Raw genomic sequence first — 20469 nt, forward strand, 5'->3', positions numbered from 1 at the left:
ATCTTTTAATATCGTATGTTATCTTTCTCTTACCTCTTTCCTATCTCACTTAACGTATTACCTAACTTGTTTTCTTTGCCCCTAACTGCTTCTCTCATCCTCTCTTCCCTTCCCTTCTTCTCTCTCTTCGCTATCCCGTTTTTGATTGGGGTTGCAAAGGTAAGAGTTTCTTTCAATCTGCCAAATCTTTTTTCGATTTTTTAAGAGCTAATTTTCAGTGGATCATCTCGTTATCTTCTCTCCTTCTCCTCACGCTTTTCTCTCTTTTCCGCTGCCCCTTTTTCGTTGGGGGTGCAAAGTTAAGAGCTTTTTTATTTCCACCAAATCTTTTTTCTATTTTTTTCTAAGAACTTCTCAGTGATTGTTACTCTTTCTTCTCTGTCTTTTTCTCTTTTTCACTGCCCCGTTTTCGATTGGGGGTGCAAAGGTAGGCGGATTTCGTTCTCCACAAAATCTATTTTACTTTTTTTAGAAATTTTTTCAGGAAAAGGGCCTGCCGGCCCAAATACCGTCTTCATCCCAGGTCCCTGAGACGATATCAGAAGCATGTTTAAGGAAATTATACAACTGCTTTATCGAAAGGCTCAGTCACCGGTAACCACTAACTTCCTGGTTTCCAGCACCTGCCCGCTGTGGGAAATAAAGCCTACCAGGTAATTTCCCGGCAGCTGCAGGCTCAGCGGGATAATATTCCGCTCATTTACCGGCTCGCGGTGAACCATTTGTCCCTGCACATTCCAGATCACCACATATTTAACGGCCGCCAGGCCATTGACACCCACATAGAAATGACGGGCCGTGGGATTGGGCCATACCAGCAGCTGGAAGCCGCCTGCTTTATTGCCCACAGCCACCACATTGGAGTAAGAAATACCGCCGCTATAGTCAACCAGCCGCAGGCGGTAATAACTGTTGCCCGTGTACCTGTTCGCATCTTCCAATGCATAATGCAAATGAAGATCACTGAATCCATTTACCGCCTGAGACAATACAGAATCCCTGTTGCTGAAGCCGGCCTCATTGCTTAACCTGCGTTCTACCACAAAGTACCTGATATTCATCTCCGGTTTGGTGGTCCAGTGCACTTGCACCTTGTTCTGATCCATCCGGTAAGCATTCAACCATACCCGGGTATAGCGCAGAGAGGTATCGCCTTTGCTGGTAAACTTGGTGAAATAAGAAGCGGACGAGATCCTGCTTTTCAGGATGCGTGTATTTACACCGCCTCCCGACAAGCGACCGGATGAATTCAGATAACCGGTTACCGGGTACACCTGCGGATAGGATGTATCCCATCCGCTGTTCTTAAACTGTGAAATGTAGGAATAACGCCGGTTTGCGCTGAATACACCGCCTTCGTCAGCCAGTTGGTGCTGCAGGGCTATTTCCGTTTCATCGTTATCCGGCCTGTTCCGTTTTCCGATCTGCCAGGTCTTGTTCACGCCCTCTTCTATAAGTTCATTACCGCTAAACAGTTCTTTTTTCACACCATCATAGACCCGCGCGTGATAATCATCGCCCTGCGAGCTGCGGCTTCTGATGGCCACCGGCGTATAGGCATTCACGCTGGTACCAACCGGGAAGATCACCCAGCTGTCGCGGCTGCGGATATTTTCCCGTACGAGCACACCGGTTCCACCAGCGCCGGTTATGATATACCGAATGGAATCGTAACCGGTAATAGTACCTGGCGCCCCATCTCCTACTACCAGCGTGTTATTGTCAAGGTAAAGGTGACCGGCACTGAAATGCAACTGATGCCGCACTTTGGTAGTGCTGCCGGTCAATTCAACGCCCTGTTCATTATGTATCTCGAGCCGCGCAAAGGCGGCGCCGCTACGGGTAACGGCATTATAACCGCCATCGATCTGCTGGCGGCCACTATCTCCGTTGAAGCGAATAAGTCCGCCCACACCACTTGCATCTTCGCCGGCATTGCCTTCATCCGTGATCATTGCTTCTTTGTCGTTCTCCCATTTCCTGCCCTTAAAATTCACCACCGCTTTTTTATCAACGCCCAGTTTGCCATAATTGTAAACATTGGAAAAGATGGTTGCCGTATCGCCGGAGAAATAGACTTTTCCCTTTTTAGGCACATAAATGCCCTGCTGGCTTGTAGCGGTAAATGCAGCGGCCAACAGCAGGTTTAAAAGGATAATATGACGAAGACGAAGGATCACTGAATTAAAGTAACATCAAAGGTGATGGCGCCTACCGCCAGAGGAACAAGGCTTGTATTCACCACACCAACGGTGATCGTATTAGAGCTGCTGATATAAGAATAGGCAATAAGCAAACCAGAGGGCAATGCACTTCTTGGATTGATCATTACTGTATTTTGAGCCGCCGCCCCGCTGATGCTTGCGGTGATCTGGCGGGTAGTTCCAACGGCAATACTGGTATTGTCGTTGATGCTGAAACTGGTTTTTATCAGATTGTTCAACACCGTTCCTGAACTGCCTAGTTTATAGGTACCGGCCACATCTAAAGTGGCCGCCGGACCAGTCGTTGCTACTCCTACCCTGCCTGCACTGGTGATCCGCATTCTTTCATTGGAAGAAGTGATACCACCGGTGAAAAAGATCAGGTTTTTATCTGATGCCGTGTTGCCAATGATGAATTCCTGGCCCGCGCTGTACAGGTAACCGTTGTTGGGGCCGCTCAAAATATTATTGGCGCTGTTATAGCCGCCTCCGTTGATACCGAGGTTCACATAATTGGTGGTCTCGGTTCCATTGTTGGCGGTAGCCACTATATCGGTACTGGCCTGCCCCTGGCCCGACTCATTCTGGATATTGAACTGCAGGTAGCCGTTCCGGCTTCCTTTTGCAATGAGCAGATTGTACGACTCGGTGCTTCCGGCATCTATCAATAATTTTTCCGGAGCAGCTGCATCGAAATCGGCGATGCCTATCGCCAGATTACCGGTTTTGCTCAACCGCATTTTTTCGGTATTGTTCGTAATAAAGGGCAGGTCATAGTTATCGATAGTGCCCAGCTTTTTTTCCGATGTTACGGTATTACCGGTCAACCCCCAGCCTGTGCTGGCGCCGCCGGTAGCTGTAATAACACCCGTAGCGGCATTGTAACTGATACCTGATCCCGCACTGAAAAGGCTGCGTACTTTCTGATAAAAATTGGAAATATGGGTGGTATCGATAGATGTTGTGGAAGCCAGTGACTGCCAGTGGCCGCTCGCGCGTAACAGCAATCGTTTCGATGGCGTAAAATAAACCACCATGCCATCCGGCGGGTTCAGGGCATTGATCAGCGCCGTATCTGTTATGCGGGTAAACAATAAACCCTGGTTGGCTGACTGCAGTTCGAGCACGGCGGATTTCTCCACCGACCAGGGATTGTTCCCCAATCGCAACTGCTGCGACACACCTTTCCCCGAGAGCAGTACTATTAACAGCATTGCTCCCAGCCATCTGTTGATACGCATATATCCTGCTTTAAGCGGTGGGTATACCGGTTATTATTTCTTGATGATGTACCAGTCAGTACCGTCTGTCTGAAGCGTAACGTAGGTCCAGTCGTTATAGATCTTGTAAGAGCTGCCGCCGTCGATCGTACCGCTGGCAGGTGAAATGGTGAGCTCTTTATCGATACCACCGGTACCTACTTTTTTGATGGTGTAAATACGGCCGGCAAAACTGGCGGGAGCTGGTAAAGTAATGGTGAAAGACGATGAGGTGGTATTGGCCAGAATGGTATTGTCGGCGCCCGTAACGGTATAGTTGGCGGTAACTGATTTGATGGCCATAGCTAATGAACCTGCTACTTGCAGAGTTGAATTGGCATTGCCGGTTGTACCGGCCAGGATCGCTTTGCTGGCGGCAACACTGTCCTGGAAGGTCTTATTACCACCAAAGGTTTGTGCCGCTGCGGTAACAATACCCGGATTGCTGGCATTGGCCGGATGCAATACGATCTGGCGTGAAGTACTGTCTGTTACGATGGAAGCGCCTTTCACATTGGATGAAGAAGCAACGGCGCCGATCGTGATGGTTTGAATACCGCTCTGGATCTTCGACCAGTCGTCATAGGTTAAAAACCCATATGGTTTATTGGCCGAAGCGCCATCCTGCACGGGCAGGTAGATAGCAATAGTGCTGTCGGCAGAACGGTTCTCTACTTTTACAGAATCTTCTGAAGTACTGGCTTCCGCAGTGATAGAAAGGGTTTGCTTTTGTATTCCATTGATAGCACTGATGGCATTGGTAAATGCGCTTGATGACATGGTCCTTTTATAGACCGAGCCATCGGCTGCCAGCACCAATACATCTACTTCCGTTGAATTACTGCCCAGGTTTTCGAGCTTTACGGTACCGTTTACGTTGAGGGTAGCAGAGGGCGTGGTAGTACCGATGCCGATATTACCGTTTGAACCGATGATCATGCGGGCTGCATTATCCGTTTTGATCGTAAACGGTTTTCCATCTGTTGTTCCAATAAAGTTAGTGGCTGAATCGGTGCCGCTGTTGCCGGTAAGCGACCAGTTGGCGGTTGCATCGGCCATACTGGCGAGCTTTTTCCAGGCGCCATTGCTGCGGATGCGCAAACTGTTGTCCGCTGTCAGATAAATGATCATGCCATTGGGTGGTGTAAGGGCATTGATCGCAGCCGTATCACTCAAACGTGGTAATAACAAACCCTGGCGGGTACTTTCCAGTTCGAGGATAGAACTCTTGTGCATGTTGGTGGGATTATCACCCACTTTAAGCTGGGCATTTGCCAGCATCCCTGCCCCCATAAGGCTTACCAATAAGAGGGTTCTTTTTCGGTTGATCAGGATGTTGAATACGTTCATGTTCAAGGATTTTGTGTTCGTAATTTTTACTATTATTAAAACAGTGAACCTTATAATTGTATTAGTGCAAAATCGATAACTATTCATGGATTTATTAGTAACATGGAAAAACGGTAGGTAATTATGCTTAACAATAATCCTTCTCCCCCAATACCCCGTAACCTGCACGCCGAACGTCAAACGAAAATTGCAGGCACATCGAACCGGCCAACAGCCAGGAGGCGCCAAACGGGTAAAGCCATAACGTACCTGACATGTACACTATAAATATGAAGAATGTTGAAAACTTAGGCGCCTGCCTGCGGTAACATGGTTTGATGTTTGTTTAGTACGGCTCGATAAAATTGATTTTCCTGCGGTGCGGTTTTATGCTGGTGACAATTTCGCACTAAAATGATAATATCAGTTAAGAACCGGTAAGCAGTAACCAGTATTTTTATTGTTCACATGCTTTCCCATACAGATATACGATGGGCTAGTATAGAACTCATTACACCGCTACACGTGTACAAGCACGTTACTAACGATCAGCTTCCTTTGAATGTTCATATAAATTTCCGGACAATAGCATTGTTAATTGAAAAAAAAGTCTTACTTATGTACTACATATTATCCTGACCAATTAAACCTTATTCATGAAAAACTGTACCCTTAGCGCACTGCCATATGAGAACTCTGCCAGGGCCAGCGGCAGAGTGATTGCCCCGCTGCATACTACCAACAGCAATCCTGCTTATGCAATTGCTTATCCCCCTTTCACCAGTAACATACCGGATATTGCAGCAGTGCCTTTACCGATGGCATGCGTAGCACCATAACAAGGTTTGTATACTAACCCCATTATTTGGGGCCGCCCTATTATGGCCATAGGCCATTCCGTACCTATTCCCTACACTAGTATAGCCCGTCGATGAAAGTTTCAGTAAACGCTGTTTACTGAACCATATACCTATTTGCCTGCCGGAACCCGGTTTCTGCAGGTACCGGAACCGGCATGCCTGACCTTATTCTTTTTAACCATTAAAATTAAACATTAAACACCATGAGTAAACGACGACTACTAACTGGTTTATTGCTTATCCTTTTATGCAGGCTGCAGACCACTGCCCAGGAGGCAGATAACTACAGCGGTTACTTTGCGGAAGCTTATCGATTGTACCCGAATATCCCGCAGGGTATACTGGAAGCTGCGGCCTGGTCCGCTTCCCGGATGTATAATATGCAGCCTACCACGCATGGCGATGGCGATGAAGTGGCTATGCCTTTGCGTTATGGGATCTTCGGACTGATCGAAGATGGCAAAGGTTATTTCAAGAACAACCTTACGGCCGTAACTGCCTTAAGCGGTTTAACGGCGGAACAATTCAAAAAGGATGTCCGGCTGCAGATCCTGTCCGTGGCGAGGTTCCTCAGCAATGAGGCCGGAAAACAAAAAGCGGGCGCCCGTCCCAGCGCCGAAGCTTTTGTGCATGTGCTGGATAAGCTCTCCGAGATCCCCGACGATGGAACAGCGGTTAATAAATATGCGCATTTATTGTACACCTATGATGTGTATGATCATTTACAGCGCGGTTTTGTTTCGCCCCGCTTAAAACAATTGCCCCGCCCTGTACAGCTCGACAAGATCTATGCCCCGCAAACCTTACGCACCTTGCGGGCGCCCGGCGTGCAGGTGAATTATTCACAGGATAAAATAAAAGCCAATGGAACTGTTTTACCTACCAGCCATACAACAGCTGCCAGCAATGCCAGAACTGAAAGCGTTACTGATATTGCGGCCGTGCAAAGCACTGATTATCCCCCGGCTTTGTGGGACCAGGCGAACACCAGCAATTTTACGGTAGGCCGTGGCGGCGTTGTGCCAACCAATATCACCATACATACCACACAGGGAAATTATGCGGGCACGATCTCCTGGTTCAATAACCCATCCGCAAAAGTCTCGGCCCATTATGTAATCCGCTCTTCCGATGGACAGATCACCCAGATGGTACTGGAGAAAGACAGGGCCTGGCATGTGTACAATAACAATTCCTACACATTTGGCATTGAACACGAAGGTTTCGTTGACCAGGGCAATACCTGGTATACCAATGCCATGTATAACAGTTCGGCTGCCCTGGTACGAGATATTTGTGCCGACTGGAATATCGATCGCTCGAAATGTTATCGCGGGCCTGCTTCTGCTACCGTAGTAGTGCTGCCCCGGGAAGTACGCATCAAAGGCCATCAACATTATCCCGATAATGACCATACTGATCCCGGCAGGTACTGGAACTGGGTGAAATATGCCGACCTGATCAATCCACCTACCGCCGTTACCGTTGCTTCTTTTGCAGTGAAAGATCAAAACACCGGACTGGCCATTGCCAGCGCAGCCGTTGCCATCACCAAACCCGATGGTACTACCGCCAGCGCTACTACCAATGCCAGCGGGCAACTCGTGTATGGACTGGACAGCGGCCGTTACAGTTTTACTTTTTCCAAAACAGGGTATAAAAGCCTGGCCACTTTCTTTATAGGCGGCCCCAACGACAGTGTGTATGCCGATATCAACCTCGATGCGGCCAGCACCGCCCGGGTAGCTACCAATACTTCACCCCTGCTTACGACCAGTAACAACCAAATGGTGTTGACCGGTTATGTACGTGATGCAGACGCCAACAGCGCCCTGGCCGGGGTACAGGTGCAGGCAGCTAATTATACTGCTACTACCGATGCCAGGGGATTCTTTTCCATAACGCTTCCTGCCGGTACGGTTGCTCCTGGCAGCACACCACCCACGATCTCTATCCAATCAAGCAAGGCGGGTTATCTCACCAACAGCATTCAGCATTTGTATGCCATTCCCGATACCTATGAAATGCAGATCGCTTTAACCGCAACGGCTTCCCCCCGTGCTGCCGGACTGCGCAGCCTGGGTGACCAGATCATTCGCCGCCATGGTTTATTTGATAAAACGATCGCCGAACAATTGGAATTTACAGGCAGCTTTACGCCCACCACTTTCAATGCCCGCGAGCAAGCAAGTGTTAACACCGCCGCCCTGCTGGCAGCTGTACCAACGGTGATCCGCGTAGTTACCAATTGCGCCTGCGTCAGCTGCGCCCGTCCACGCGTACAGGTCATGAGCCTGGAAGCCTATGTACAAACCGGTGTAGATGATGAATGGGTGAGCAGTTGGAACGCCGCTTCCCTGCAGGCAGGTACAGTGGCTTACCGTTCACGCGGCGCCTGGTTCGTGCAACATCCTGTTGCCAGCAATTATGATATCTCGGCTGCTGCCTGTCACCAGACCTGGCAAAGCGACCGGGCAAGCAGTGTAAAAAATGCGGCCATCGCTACAGCAGGTATTGTGCTCATTAAAAACGGCGCTATTTATAAAGCAGAATACTGCGCTGAATCCAATAACTCGGGTTGTGGGGATGGCTTCAGCGGCACCGGCACCGATTATCCCTGTATTGCCGACAGCCGTTGTGCGGGCCGCACCAAAAGCGGACATGGCCGTGGCATGTGCCAGTGGGGTTCCAGCTTCTGGGGCAGCGATCAAACCTATAGCTGGATCCTGAATCATTACTATAATCCCGACAGCGCCGCGCTTCAAACGACCACCATCGCCGGCGCCAGTGGCAACAACAGCGAGAGCAAGATCACCGAAGATGGCGCATTGAAGCTGGCGCCCAACCCTACCAGTGGTGCTTCTATCAGCATTGAATACACGCTGGCTGATGTATCACAGCCGGCCAGCATTGTAGTGACCGATAACTTCGGCAAATCGGCCCAACAGCGCAATGTGGTATTGCAGCAGGGACTGAACCGCTTAACGGTGAATACCAGCGGGCTCAAGCCCGGGATCTATAATGTTACCATTCGTCTGGGCGCTTCAGGAAAATCAGTAAGTAAGAAATTACTTGTTGTGAAATAGTAACAAAGACCTGTCAGGTACACATCAGGGGGCTGCCAACGCAGGCGGCTAAAGTGTACCTGACAGGTCGCATAAAAACGGTGGCTAGTGGCTAGTGGCGAGTAAGGGATAAACAAAGACCTGTTAGGTACACATCGGCGGCCTGCATATTCAGGCGGTTAAAGTGTACCTGACAGGTCGCACTAAAACGAACCGACCTGTCAGATGGACTCAATTCACTGATCTTTCAATGGCCTGCAGTCCACCTTACAGGTCTTCATCCAGATCAAACTTTATACTATGAATAAAACGCGACAATTCCTTTTAGGGGCACTGGCGGCTTTGCTATTCTCGCCCGTAGCGGCGCAACAGCCGGCTGGCGCCACCCATATTACATTTACCGTAAAAGATCAAAATACGGGATTTGCCGTACCCGGTGCGGTGATCCAGGTTACAGCGCCCAATGGCAGCAGCAGCAGTTTGACAGCAGCTGCCAACGGCAAAGTCCTATTCACGGCCGTGAATGGAAAGTATGACTTCTCCATTGCAGCCAATGGTTACAAACCTTTAGCCACTTATTTTTCATCGGGCGAAGTAAATAATATTGAAGCACGCATTAACCTGGAACCAGCTGACAATACTGTGCGCCTGGAACAACCGGCAGCGCGCGCAGGCGTGAATCAAACCACTATCAGTGGCTATGTACGGGATGAGACGAATAACAGTCCGCTCGCCGGTGTGCAGGTGAACAGCGGCAGCGCTTCAGCCATTACCGACGCCAGGGGCTATTTTTCATTGGCGGTTCCCGCATCCCAGGCAGCTATCGCACCCAATACTATACCGGCAAAAACAACGATCACTTTTACGAAGAATGGTTACGCACCTTATACTGCTCAACGGTATGCCATACCCGATGCTTATACCATGAAAGTGGCGCTTTCGCCGGCGAGTGCAGCGCGAACGCAGCAGCCTGCTGGCGAACCGGAAAAGCAGGTACATGGCATCTTCGACCGAACAGCTGCCGATGAGCAGCAGCGATCAGCGCCATCAACTGTACCAGAGGCCCGGGTAGAAGCGGCCCTGGCCGCCACGGTACCCCGCAGCATCCGGGTTGGCATTAGCTGTAATTGCACTTCCTGCAGTTCGGTGGAAGTAATGACACTGGAAGAATATGCGCAATCTGGCCTGGATGATGAATGGATCGCCAGTTGGGGCGCCGCCTCTTTACAGGCCGGGTCGGTTGCTTACCGTACCTACGGCGCCTGGTATGTATTACATCCCGTAGCCAGCAGCTATGATATTGCAGCCACTACCTGTAACCAGGTTTGGCAGGCCGACAGATATACCAGTTGCGTGAACGCTGCCAAAGCAACGGCCGGCATTGTGCTGGTAAAAAATGGCGCGATCTTCCGGTCGGAATATTCAGCAGAGAATAACAACTCCGGTTGCGGCAATGGCTACAGTGGCACCGGTTCAACCTGGCCCTGTATTTCGGATGGCCGTTGTGCCGGTTATGCCAAGAATGGCCATGGCCGCGGCATGTGTCAATGGGGCTCAAGCCGCTGGGCCAGCGATAAAACCTATACCTGGATCCTGAACCACTACTACAATCCGGGCAGCGTCTTCATTCAACTGCCACCGAGCCCTGCCGTTACCGTTGCTTCTTTTGCAGTGAAAGATCAAAACACCGGGCTGGCCATTGCCAGCGCAGCCGTTGCCATCACCAAACCCGATGGCACTACCGCCAGCGCTACTACCAATGCCAGCGGGCAGCTGGTGTATGGACTGGACAGCGGCCGTTACAGTTTTACTTTTTCCAAAACAGGGTATAAAAGCCTGGCCACTTTCTTTATAGGCGGCCCCAACGACAGTGTGTATGCCGATATCAACCTCGATGCGGCCAGCACCGCCCGGGTAGCTACCAATACTTCGCCCCTGCTTACGACCAGTAATAATCAAATGGTATTGACCGGTTATGTACGCGATGCAGACGCCAACAGCGCCCTGGCCGGGGTACAGGTGCAGGCAGCTAATTATACTGCTACTACCGATGCCAGGGGATTCTTTTCCATAACGCTTCCTGCCGGCACGGTTGCTCCTGGCAGCACACCACCCACGATCTCTATCCAATCAAGCAAGGCGGGTTATCTCACCAACAGCATTCAGCATTTGTATGCCATTCCCGATACCTATGAAATGCAGATCGCTTTAACCGCAACGGCTTCCCCCCGCGCTGCCGGACTGCGCAGCCTGGGTGACCAGATCATTCGCCGCCATGGTTTGTTCGATAAAACGATCGCCGAACAATTGGAATTTACAGGCAGCTTTACGCCCGCCACTTTCAATGCCCGCGAGCAAGCAAGTGTTAACACCGCCGCCCTGCTGGCAGCTGTACCAACGGTGATCCGCGTAGTTACCAATTGCGCCTGTGCCAGCTGCGCCAGTCCACGCGTACAGGTCATGAGCCTGGAAGCCTATGTACAAACGGGTGTAGATGATGAATGGGTGAGCAGTTGGAACGCCGCTTCCCTGCAGGCAGGTACAGTGGCTTACCGTTCACGCGGCGCCTGGTTCGTGCAACATCCTGTTGCCAGTAACTATGATATCTCGGCTGCTGCCTGTCACCAGACCTGGCAAAGCGACCGGGCAAGCAGTGTAAAAAATGCGGCCATTGCTACAGCAGGTATTGTGCTCATTAAAAACGGCGCTATTTATAAAGCGGAATACTGCGCTGAATCCAATAACTCGGGTTGTGGGGATGGCTTCAGTGGCACCGGCACCGATTATCCCTGTATTGCCGACAGCCGTTGTGCGGGCCGCACCAAAAGCGGACATGGCCGTGGCATGTGCCAGTGGGGTTCCAGCTTCTGGGGCAGCGATCAAACATATAGCTGGATCCTGAATCATTATTATAATCCCGACAGCGCCGCGCTTCAAACGACCACCATCGCCGGCGCCAGTGGTAACAACAGCGAGAGCAAGATCACTGAAGATGGCGCATTGAAGCTGGCGCCCAACCCCACCAGCGGCGCTTCTATCAGCATTGAATACACGCTGGCTGATGTATCACAGCCGGCCAGCATTGTAGTGACCGACAACTTCGGCAAATCGGCTCAACAGCGCAATGTGGTATTGCAGCAGGGACTGAACCGCTTAACGGTGAATACCAGTGGGCTCAAGCCCGGGATCTATAATGTTACCATTCGTCTGGGCGCTTCAGGAAAATCAGTAAGTAAGAAATTACTTGTTGTCAAATAGTAACAAAGACCTGTCAGGTACACATCAGGGGGCTGCCAACCCCGGCGGTTAAAGTGTACCTGACAGGTCGCATAAAAACGGTGGCTAGTGACTAGTGGCGAGTAAGGGATAAACAAAGACCTGTTAGGTACACATCGGGGGGCTGCCAACCCAGGCGGTTAAAGTGTACCTGACAGGTCGCATAAAAACGGGTCGAGCTGTGAGGTTTCACAGAAACCGCTGCCAGCTCAACACACGATGACGAACCTTACAGGTTTTGCCAAACAATCATTCTTAATAAACACAAACAACCATCTATGAAAAGAAACACCGCAAAGAACATGTCATTGGCCATGCTGATCAGCATGATGGCGATCCTGTCTTGCAACAAACAGGAAAAACCGGCCACGGAAGCGCAGGACCAGGAAATCACACAAACACCGGTACCAGAAGCGCAGGCAGGCACGGAATCTATAACAGCAGCCCGCGTAGCTTCACCCGTACCCGGTTATACGGTCACTTATCCGTATGGGATCAAGAATCCTAATTATGCGGCGGGTTATCACACGGGTGATGATTATGCGGCGCCCACCGGCTCAAAAGTAGTGGCCGTACTCGATGGCACTATTGCCTGGTCGAACAATAACGGCGGGGCCTATGGCCGCTGGATCGGACTGCGTGCGTCCAATGGCCGCGACTATGTGTATTGCCATTTATCGGTACGCTCTGTTAGCACCGGCACCAAAGTAGTTGCCGGTCAAAAAATAGGGGAAGTAGGCGCTACAGGTAACACCACAGGTCCACACCTGCATTTCGAAGACCGGCCCAAAGGCGGTGGGTATGGACAGGTACGGAAGCCGACCTGGTAAGTTCAAAAGTTGATCAGGGTTGATAAGTTGATAAGGATAATACGCAACTACACAACCATCAGGAACTGAAAAATAAGAAGGCCGCAAGGCTCCGCCGGCTGGCGGAGTTTGCGGGCTAAAACAACCGCTATAAGGGATTCACCAGTGCTCTTTGAACCGGTTTGTTTCATCCGGAAAACCAATGTTCTCTTTATGTGTGTCCCGGCATCTTCTTCTGCCGGGCACACTTTCATTGTAAACAATAAAACCTGAAAAATGAAACAAACAAAATGCCCAAACAACACAAGCACTAAACGGCTGCATGGCCTGCTGGCTATGATGGCCGTGATCGCCTTATCAGCCACTGCCTGCAAAAAAGGCGCTGGGAACAAAGCAGCCGTCACCGATGAGGAAAGAGCTCCGCTAACCGAAGCTACCCAAACCCATACCTATAGTAAGATCTTTGATGGCGGAACAGGCGGCTATCATTCCTTCCGCATTCCGTCGATCGTTCGTACCAATGCCAATACCCTCATCGCTTTTGTAGAAGGCCGCATGAGCATGAATAAAGACCATGGCAATATCAATGTAGAATATAAACGGTCTACCGATAATGGCGCCACCTGGTCGGCCATGATGGAAGTGGTTGGCGCAGGCCTGGGCACCTGGGGTAATCCAACGGCGGTGGTTGACCGCAGTACAGGCCGCATCTGGGTATTTATGAACTGGAATGCAGAAAATAAAAACATCGGCGGCACCGATGGTTATGAAAAAATTGATACCTGGGGCGACCGTAAAGTATACTATTCTTACAGCGATAACGATGGCCTCAGCTTTTCAACACCTACCGATATGACCAGTACCCTGCTGCCCCCCAATTATACCTGGGATGCCATTGGACCCGGCGTAGGTATTCAAACCAGCAATGGCACTTTGGTTATACCTGCCCAGGGCAGAAATATTTACAGCACCGATCATGGGGCTACCTGGCATTATAAATTAATACCGGGCGGCACCAGCGAAGGCGCTATTGTAGAATTGATGGATGGGCGCCTGATGCGTAATGACCGGGCCACTACCACGGTTTGGAATACCGCCAAACGCCGCTGGGTATCGCGGGGAACCATCGCCGGCAGCTTCAGCACATTTGCTCCCGATGATGTATTGCTCGATCCGGCCTGCCAGGGCTCTATTGTTCGTTACACCGGTGCACCTGACCGCATCATGGTGCTGAATTCAGCCAGTACAGAAACGCGCTGCAAAATGCGGGTGCGCATCAGTTATGATGGCGGCCAAACCTGGCCGATCAGCCGAAAGATCTATGACTGGTTAACAGACAGCGAGGCTTTTGCCCAGGGTAAAGGCGGTTATAGCAGTATGGTAAAAACAGCCGACTATACTATTGGCGCTCTTATCGAGATCAATGAGAACACCGGCGACAGTCAGAACAGCCATCGTTCCATTGAGTTCCATAAATTCAATCTTCCCTGGATGTTGAATGGAAGTGCGGAACCTATTCCTTAATAATAAATGTGGCATCCGCCAGTTGGTGGATGCCACAATATTTTTTATGTCATGGGCACCTGTACCAGTAAACGGCAGCCGCCCATAGGTTTTGAATCGATGGTGAGGGTACCGCCCAGGGTTTCAGCCCGGTTCAGCATGTTCAGCAGGCCAATGCCTTTGGTTTGCTTTTTCGTATCGAATCCTTTTCCATTATCTTCAATAAGCAATGACAGGCGGTCATCCTGTTGTTCAATGGCGATCCGCACATAACTTGCTTCTGCATACCGCATGATATTATTGGTTTGCTCCTGGATGATGCGGTACAGCATCAATTGTTTATCCTGCGACAACAGATCTTCCAGTGAAGGGTCACATTCAAAATCTACTATTAAAGGCCGCGCCAGCTGCATGTTCTTGATGATATCTTCCACCGGGTCTATCAGCCCCACCTCATTTATAATAGAAGAATTCAGTGATTTGGAGATCTTTCTTATTTCCTGGATCGCGATATCGATGTACTGCGTTGTTTTTTCGATCAGGAACTCCTGGTCTTCGGCATTAGTCCTGGCGGTGGTCAGCATGATCATGGCCGATGAAAGGATCTGGTTCACATTATCATGCAATTCCTTGGAGATCTCATTGCGCTCATATTCCTGGCCGGAGATCATGGCCTGGTTGATCCGCAGGCGTTCCTTTTCCTTTTGCTGTTCCAGTTCCTCTTCCAGTTTTCTTTTTTCGGTAAGGTCCTGGATGGCGCCGATCGCGCGCACCGCAATGCCATCTTTATATATGATGTAAGCGCGGTCCGACATATACTTATAACTGCCGTCGGCGCAGCGGAAACGGTATTCATCGTGCCAGTAATTCTTCTGCGCCAGCAGCATGGCATTGATCTGCTGCATGACCCGGTGGCGGTCTTCCACATGGATCTTTTCCAGCAACCAGTACAGGTCGTTTTCCATCTCGTTCTGGGTATAACCGGTAAGCTGGCAGAAAGGCTCACTGCGGTAAATGGTGCCTTTTTCAATATTCCAGTCCCAGATATAATCTGACGTAGCTTTGGTTGTATAGTAGAACCGTTCGTTTATTTTACAGATCTCTTCCTGCGCTTTTTTCTCGAAGCTTTGCAAGAGGTTCTCACTGTCAGACAGGCGCAGCTCGGCTTCCCGGCAGGCAGTGATGTCATTGAAAGTACAAGCAACCAGTCCGGGTACCGAATCATTGAACTCTTCCAGTAAACAGGTGCTTACCGATAACCAGGTAAGCACTCCCTGGGCATTCCTGAAGCCAAGCACACTCTTTTTGAAAATGGCGCCCGATTTCACGGTAATGATGCCCGGGTAATCTTCTACCGGCATGGGCGAACCATCTTCATGAAAGGCGCGGCCACCGATATCTGAAAGGTTCTTCCCAATTATCTGGTCGTGGGTGAAACCGGTGATCTCGCAGGCTTTATGATTGGCAGAAATTATGGTTCCCAGGTCGCCCTGTAACAACAGTACGCCTTCTTCCAGGGAATTAAGCAGGGTCTTATACATCACATCGGGCCGGATATCTTTTTTACGCTGTATCACCGCCTGCAGATCGCGCAGGATGATCACTACATCGAGCAGGTATTGCGTACCCGGAAACTTATGGGTATAACAGGAAATGCGAAAAGTGCGGCCGTCAGGGGTGGATACAAAAATATCTTCCACCTGTTCATCGAGGGCGATGGCCCTTTGCAGCTGGTTTTGTACTTCAACATGCCCTGGAAAGAGCCCGTCAAGGAAATCGACGATATTCTTTTTAGCAGGTCTTCGCGGTTGCCTGAACCAAAGTTCTTCGGCCATCACATTCCAGTGCAGTAAATTAAAATGCCGGTCAGTAATAAATACGGCGTCCTGGCAGTCGTTCAGAATAGCTTCAAGCCAGGGAGACATCTCTCGGTAATTAGTTGCAAAAATGGGGGTCATAGGGTTTCTCAAGTAAAATGTTATGGTCACGGATCTTTGTAACACACATCCCAAATTATGCCAATGATGTAAACACTTTACTGTCAACGCGAATACAGATCAGGCACAGGATATTCTTTCCCACAAATAGAAAAACGTTCCCATACATTAGTATCTTATACGAGTCCCATGTTTGTGCATAAATATTTGTTTCTTATACAATTAAATATTTCTACTTACCACTATGTACATAAAAGTCCTCCCACTCTTTTCTGAGCATGGAATACACAAAGAGATCAACGAACTGGTTGTTTACAAATTCGCCCTGCCTGATAATACCTTCGCGTTTGAGACCAAGCCGTTCGGGTATGGCCTGGCTTTTTAGGTTGGCAGTTGCGGCCCTGATCTCGATGCGGTTTAATTTAAGGCGGGCAAACCCCTCATCGATGATCACCTTGCAACAGCGGGTAATAATGCCTTTACCCATATGATCCTTATCGATCCAGTAACCGATGGAGGCGTTTTTATTGTGCTGATCGATATTGTATAACCCGATGCGCCCGATCATCACATGTTTCTCCAGGATCACATAACCCATCTCCAGCTGGCTGGCGTACCGCTGTTTGGAACTGTTAATGTACTTCCTGAAATCTTCTACCGTGCGCATATGATCCACCCAGGGCAACCATTCGCGCAAATGCTGCCTGTTCTGCTTTACCAGCTGATACAGGGTTTCTGCATGGTGGTAATCGATCAGTTCCATTACAATTGTATCATCTACCCTTATTTTAACACCCAGCCGCAACAACATATACCTGGATTTTAAGATTTCGGGATTTTGAGATTTTGGGATTTTGATTTAATCCTTTTGAATTTACAGATTAATTGGATGCCGCGCATAGGAAAATCAGGAAATCTCAAAATCCCGAAATCAGCAATCCCGACCAGTGGTTCATTTCAGTAAACAACTCGTCAAGAACCATTAACACATTTACCCGCCACGAATATAAATTCGTAATTGATGAGAAATGGATATTTTCTCCTGTTCTGATAACTACATGGTAAGCCTGGTCCTGACCCTATACGATTCTATAAATGACCCGGGCAACCGAAGACACCCGCCGTAGCAAGACTATTCAGCACAACCAAAACACCCATAACATGCATCCAAGACTGCTATGTATCATTGCATTTCTTGCAGCGTTCATCATTCATTCCGCTGCATGGGCACAAAGCAAAACAGTAAAAGGCAAAGTGCAGGCTGAGGACGGAAGTCCTTTGCCCAAGGCATCGGTGCTGGTAAAAGGCTCCAAAGCCGGCACCAGCAGCGGCGATGACGGCAGTTTTGAACTGGCCGTTCCGGCCAATGCTACCCTGGTCATCAGCGCCATTGGTTATTCCAAAACAGAAGTAAAAACGGCTGCAACCGATTTTGTCACCGTTACGCTGCAAGCCGACAACCGTTCGCTGAACGAAGTAGTGGTCACCGCGCTGGGCGTAAAACGCGAAAAAAGAAATCTCACCTTCAGCTCCCAGGAAATAAAAGCCGAGGAGCTGCTGCGCGCCAAAGAATCGAATGTGCTCAATGCGATGACCGGGAAAGTAGCCGGTGTGCAGATCACCAGTTCTTCGGGCACGCCGGGCGCTTCGAGCCGCATCGTGGTGCGCGGCGTTACTTCCATCATCGGTAACAATGAGGCCCTGATCGTAGTGGATGGCATTCCCATCAACAATGCAGAGACCGGAGCGGTGAACAGCGGACCGGGCAGTAACCGGCTGATCGATCTCGATCCTTCCATCATTGAAAGCATCAATGTACTGAAAGGTGCATCCGCCACCGCGCTGTATGGTTCAGCAGGCGCCAGGGGCGTGGTCATGATCACCACCAAAAGCGGCGCTGCCAGTAAAAAACCGGCGATCACCCTTTCGCAGGACCTCTCTTTTGAAAGCGGCATCTTTCCCGAGATCCAAAGCAAATATGCCCAGGGCGACCGCAAGGAGATCAATAACGTCATTTACGACAATGTGTATTATGATGGGGAGACGGATAAAGCCAGCAGCTCCTGGGGCCCCCTGATGGATACCTTACGGGTAAACGGCCAGCCGGTACAGAAAAGGAACCAGTTAAAAGATTTCTTTCAAACCGGTGTTACGTCGAACAGCACCATCAGCTTTTCTGGTTCCAATGGAGCTGGCTCCAATTATTTTGCTTCCTATTCTTACCTGGATCAGAAGGGCATGGTGCCTACCACCTTTTTGAAACGCCATTCGGTGTTCACCAAGTTCACCACCAAACTTACTGAGAAGCTGAGCGGAACCTTTCAATTCAATTATGCCAACAGCCGCACGAACCGCATGCCCGAAGGCTATATCCTGGAAAGTCCCATCTGGACCATTTACTCAGCTCCGGTTTCCTGGAATCCGCTGCCTTACCTGAATCCCGATGGCACACAACGCGTTTTCCGGTTCTCGCGTAACAATCCTTATTGGGTATTGGATAATGTTTATACGCGGGGCACGGTAAACCGCTTTATTCCGGTGATCACTTTGAATTATGCGCCGTTCAGCTGGTTGAACATTACAGAAAGAATGGGCCTTGATACCTACAATGAACAGGTAAAATATTATGAGGCCCGCGGTTCCGTAGCCAATATCAACGGGGTGGTCGTTGACCGGGTAAATACTTTCCGGCAATACAATCACGATCTTATTATAGATGTGCATAAACAATTCAACAAGTTCAATGTACAGCTGCTGTTTGGGAACAATGTGCTTTCCACTTATTCGCAGAATGTGGAAGGCCGGGGCGTTGGCTTATCCATCACAGGCGGTTATGATAATGTAGCCAATGCTTCTACCCAAACCTATAGTGAAAAACATTACCTCACCCGTAAAACAGGTTTTTATTCCCAGGCAAATATTGAATACAACCATATCCTGAACCTGGCGCTGACCGGCCGTTATGATGGCAGTTCGGTATTGGCCAAAGGAAATAATTTCTACCCCTATGGTTCTGCCGCGGCTGGATTTATTTTTTCTGAATTGCTGGGCCCCAGGTTATCGGGCATTCTCAATTTTGGTAAACTGCGGGTGTCTTATGCTACCGTAGGTAACGACAATGTAAATGCGTACGCACTCACTACGCCTTATCTCAGCGTAAGCACTACCAATGGCAATACGATCGGCGGCATCTCTTTTCCTTTCCAGGAACAGAACGGGTTCCTGCTGAACGGCGTATTGGGTAATCCATTACTGAAGAACGAACTGGTGCGGGAGTTTGAAGCCGGCATCGAGCTGAAAGCATTGGGCAACCGTATAGGCGCTGAAATTTCCTGGTTCAATAAAAAAGTCACAGATGGCCTGATTCCTGTGACCATCTCACCTTCTACCGGCTATAACCAAACGACCATTAACACGGCGCGTATGCAAACCAGGGGCATCGAGGTCTTGCTGAATGCCAATCCGGTGAGGGCCGGTAAATTCAACTGGGACCTGGTATTCAGTTTTACCAAACTGAACAACAAAGTGCTGGCCCTGCGGGAAGACCTTACCCGGGTAAACGTTGGCTTTACACAGGCTATTGTCGGCGAGCCCTACGGTGTTAAGTTCGGTACCCGCTTTGCCCGCGACAGCGCTACGGGTCAATGGCTGATCAATGCCAGCGGGCTGCCCTTTGCCGATACCCAACAGGGCATATTGGGCAATATTACGCCCGACTGGCTGGCCGGATTGACCAACAATTTTACGTATGGCCCTTTCAGTCTCAGCTTCTTTTTTGATATGAAAAAAGGCGGCGTTACAGAAAATAACGTAGATGGATATGGTTATTTTTATGGCACGCCCAAAGTGACCGAAGACCGCGATGTGCGTGTGGTAGAAGGCATCAGTATTGTTGATAACAAACCCAACACAGTTCCGGTAAAAGGCCAGGATTACTGGCGGCAGTTATCAGGAGTGCTGGAATCGGTTATCCAGGATGCCACCTATCTTAAACTTCGCAACGTGAGCATTGGTTATGTGCTGCCATCGAAACTGATAGAGAAAACACCGCTTAGATCGGCTTCCCTCACCCTTACCGGCAGGAACCTGTGGATCCATAGTCCGCACTTTACCGGCGGCGATCCCGAGACCAATTCCTTCGGTTCTTCAAACGGATCGCTGGGCATGTATTCTTTTTCCACACCAACTGCCCGCTCATTCAATATCAGTTTGAAACTTGGTTTGTAA

The 20469-nt window shown here is 49.7% G+C and carries 12 protein-coding genes; 6 read left to right on the forward strand and 6 right to left on the reverse strand.

The window, feature by feature from the left end; translation table 11 throughout:
- Positions 1-29: 29 nt before the first annotated feature.
- The 4 genes from JT717_RS24205 to JT717_RS24220 form a co-directional block, all read right to left on the reverse strand.
- The gene (locus JT717_RS24205) at positions 30-176 is read right to left on the reverse strand and encodes a hypothetical protein (protein WP_205513626.1); all 147 of its coding nucleotides are present in this window, start codon (positions 174-176) and stop codon (positions 30-32) included.
- Between the two features lie 408 nt (positions 177-584).
- The gene (locus tag JT717_RS28910; RefSeq protein ID WP_205513627.1) at positions 585-2180 is read right to left on the reverse strand and encodes a T9SS type A sorting domain-containing protein; all 1596 of its coding nucleotides are present in this window, start codon (positions 2178-2180) and stop codon (positions 585-587) included.
- On the reverse strand, positions 2177-3445 hold the full coding sequence (locus JT717_RS24215; protein ID WP_205513628.1) for a phage tail-like protein: 1269 nt from the start codon (positions 3443-3445) through the stop codon (positions 2177-2179). Before JT717_RS24215 ends, JT717_RS28910 begins: the two co-directional genes overlap by 4 nt.
- 33 nt (positions 3446-3478) lie before the next feature.
- A complete protein-coding gene (locus tag JT717_RS24220) occupies positions 3479-4813 on the reverse strand; it encodes a phage tail-like protein (protein WP_205513629.1) in 1335 nt (444 codons plus the stop codon).
- 635 nt (positions 4814-5448) lie between these two features.
- Here JT717_RS24220 and JT717_RS24225 point away from each other — a divergent pair.
- The 5 genes from JT717_RS24225 to JT717_RS24245 all read left to right on the forward strand — a co-directional run bounded on the left by JT717_RS24225 (position 5449) and on the right by JT717_RS24245 (position 14326).
- A complete protein-coding gene (locus JT717_RS24225; RefSeq protein ID WP_205513630.1) occupies positions 5449-5631 on the forward strand; it encodes a hypothetical protein in 183 nt (60 codons plus the stop codon).
- Positions 5632-5855: 224 nt separating this feature from the next.
- The gene (locus JT717_RS24230) at positions 5856-8738 is read left to right on the forward strand and encodes an N-acetylmuramoyl-L-alanine amidase (RefSeq protein ID WP_205513631.1); all 2883 of its coding nucleotides are present in this window, start codon (positions 5856-5858) and stop codon (positions 8736-8738) included.
- A gap of 279 nt (positions 8739-9017) precedes the next feature.
- Positions 9018-11975 carry a carboxypeptidase regulatory-like domain-containing protein gene (locus tag JT717_RS24235; protein WP_205513632.1) on the forward strand — a complete coding sequence of 986 codons (2958 nt, stop codon included), beginning with the start codon at positions 9018-9020 and terminating at the stop codon, positions 11973-11975.
- 296 nt (positions 11976-12271) lie between these two features.
- A complete protein-coding gene (locus tag JT717_RS24240) occupies positions 12272-12823 on the forward strand; it encodes a M23 family metallopeptidase (RefSeq protein ID WP_205513633.1) in 552 nt (183 codons plus the stop codon).
- A 255-nt stretch (positions 12824-13078) separates the two neighbouring features.
- Positions 13079-14326: a sialidase family protein gene (locus JT717_RS24245; RefSeq protein WP_205513634.1), complete on the forward strand. Its 1248-nt coding sequence runs from the start codon at positions 13079-13081 to the stop codon at positions 14324-14326.
- Between the two features lie 44 nt (positions 14327-14370).
- Here the strand turns inward: JT717_RS24245 and JT717_RS24250 are convergent, their stop codons facing one another.
- Together JT717_RS24250 and JT717_RS24255 are read right to left on the reverse strand one after the other, a co-directional pair.
- The gene (locus JT717_RS24250) at positions 14371-16230 is read right to left on the reverse strand and encodes a PAS domain-containing sensor histidine kinase (protein WP_205513635.1); all 1860 of its coding nucleotides are present in this window, start codon (positions 16228-16230) and stop codon (positions 14371-14373) included.
- 244 nt (positions 16231-16474) lie between these two features.
- Positions 16475-17053, reverse strand: a complete 579-nt coding sequence (locus JT717_RS24255) for a GNAT family N-acetyltransferase (protein ID WP_205513636.1) — start codon at positions 17051-17053, stop codon at positions 16475-16477.
- A gap of 350 nt (positions 17054-17403) precedes the next feature.
- Between JT717_RS24255 and JT717_RS24260 the strand changes: the two genes are divergently transcribed.
- Positions 17404-20469 carry a SusC/RagA family TonB-linked outer membrane protein gene (locus JT717_RS24260; protein WP_205513637.1) on the forward strand — a complete coding sequence of 1022 codons (3066 nt, stop codon included), beginning with the start codon at positions 17404-17406 and terminating at the stop codon, positions 20467-20469.

Origin of the sequence: Longitalea arenae, assembly GCF_016924755.1 — a bacterium.
Classification (GTDB): domain Bacteria; phylum Bacteroidota; class Bacteroidia; order Chitinophagales; family Chitinophagaceae; genus Niastella; species Niastella arenae.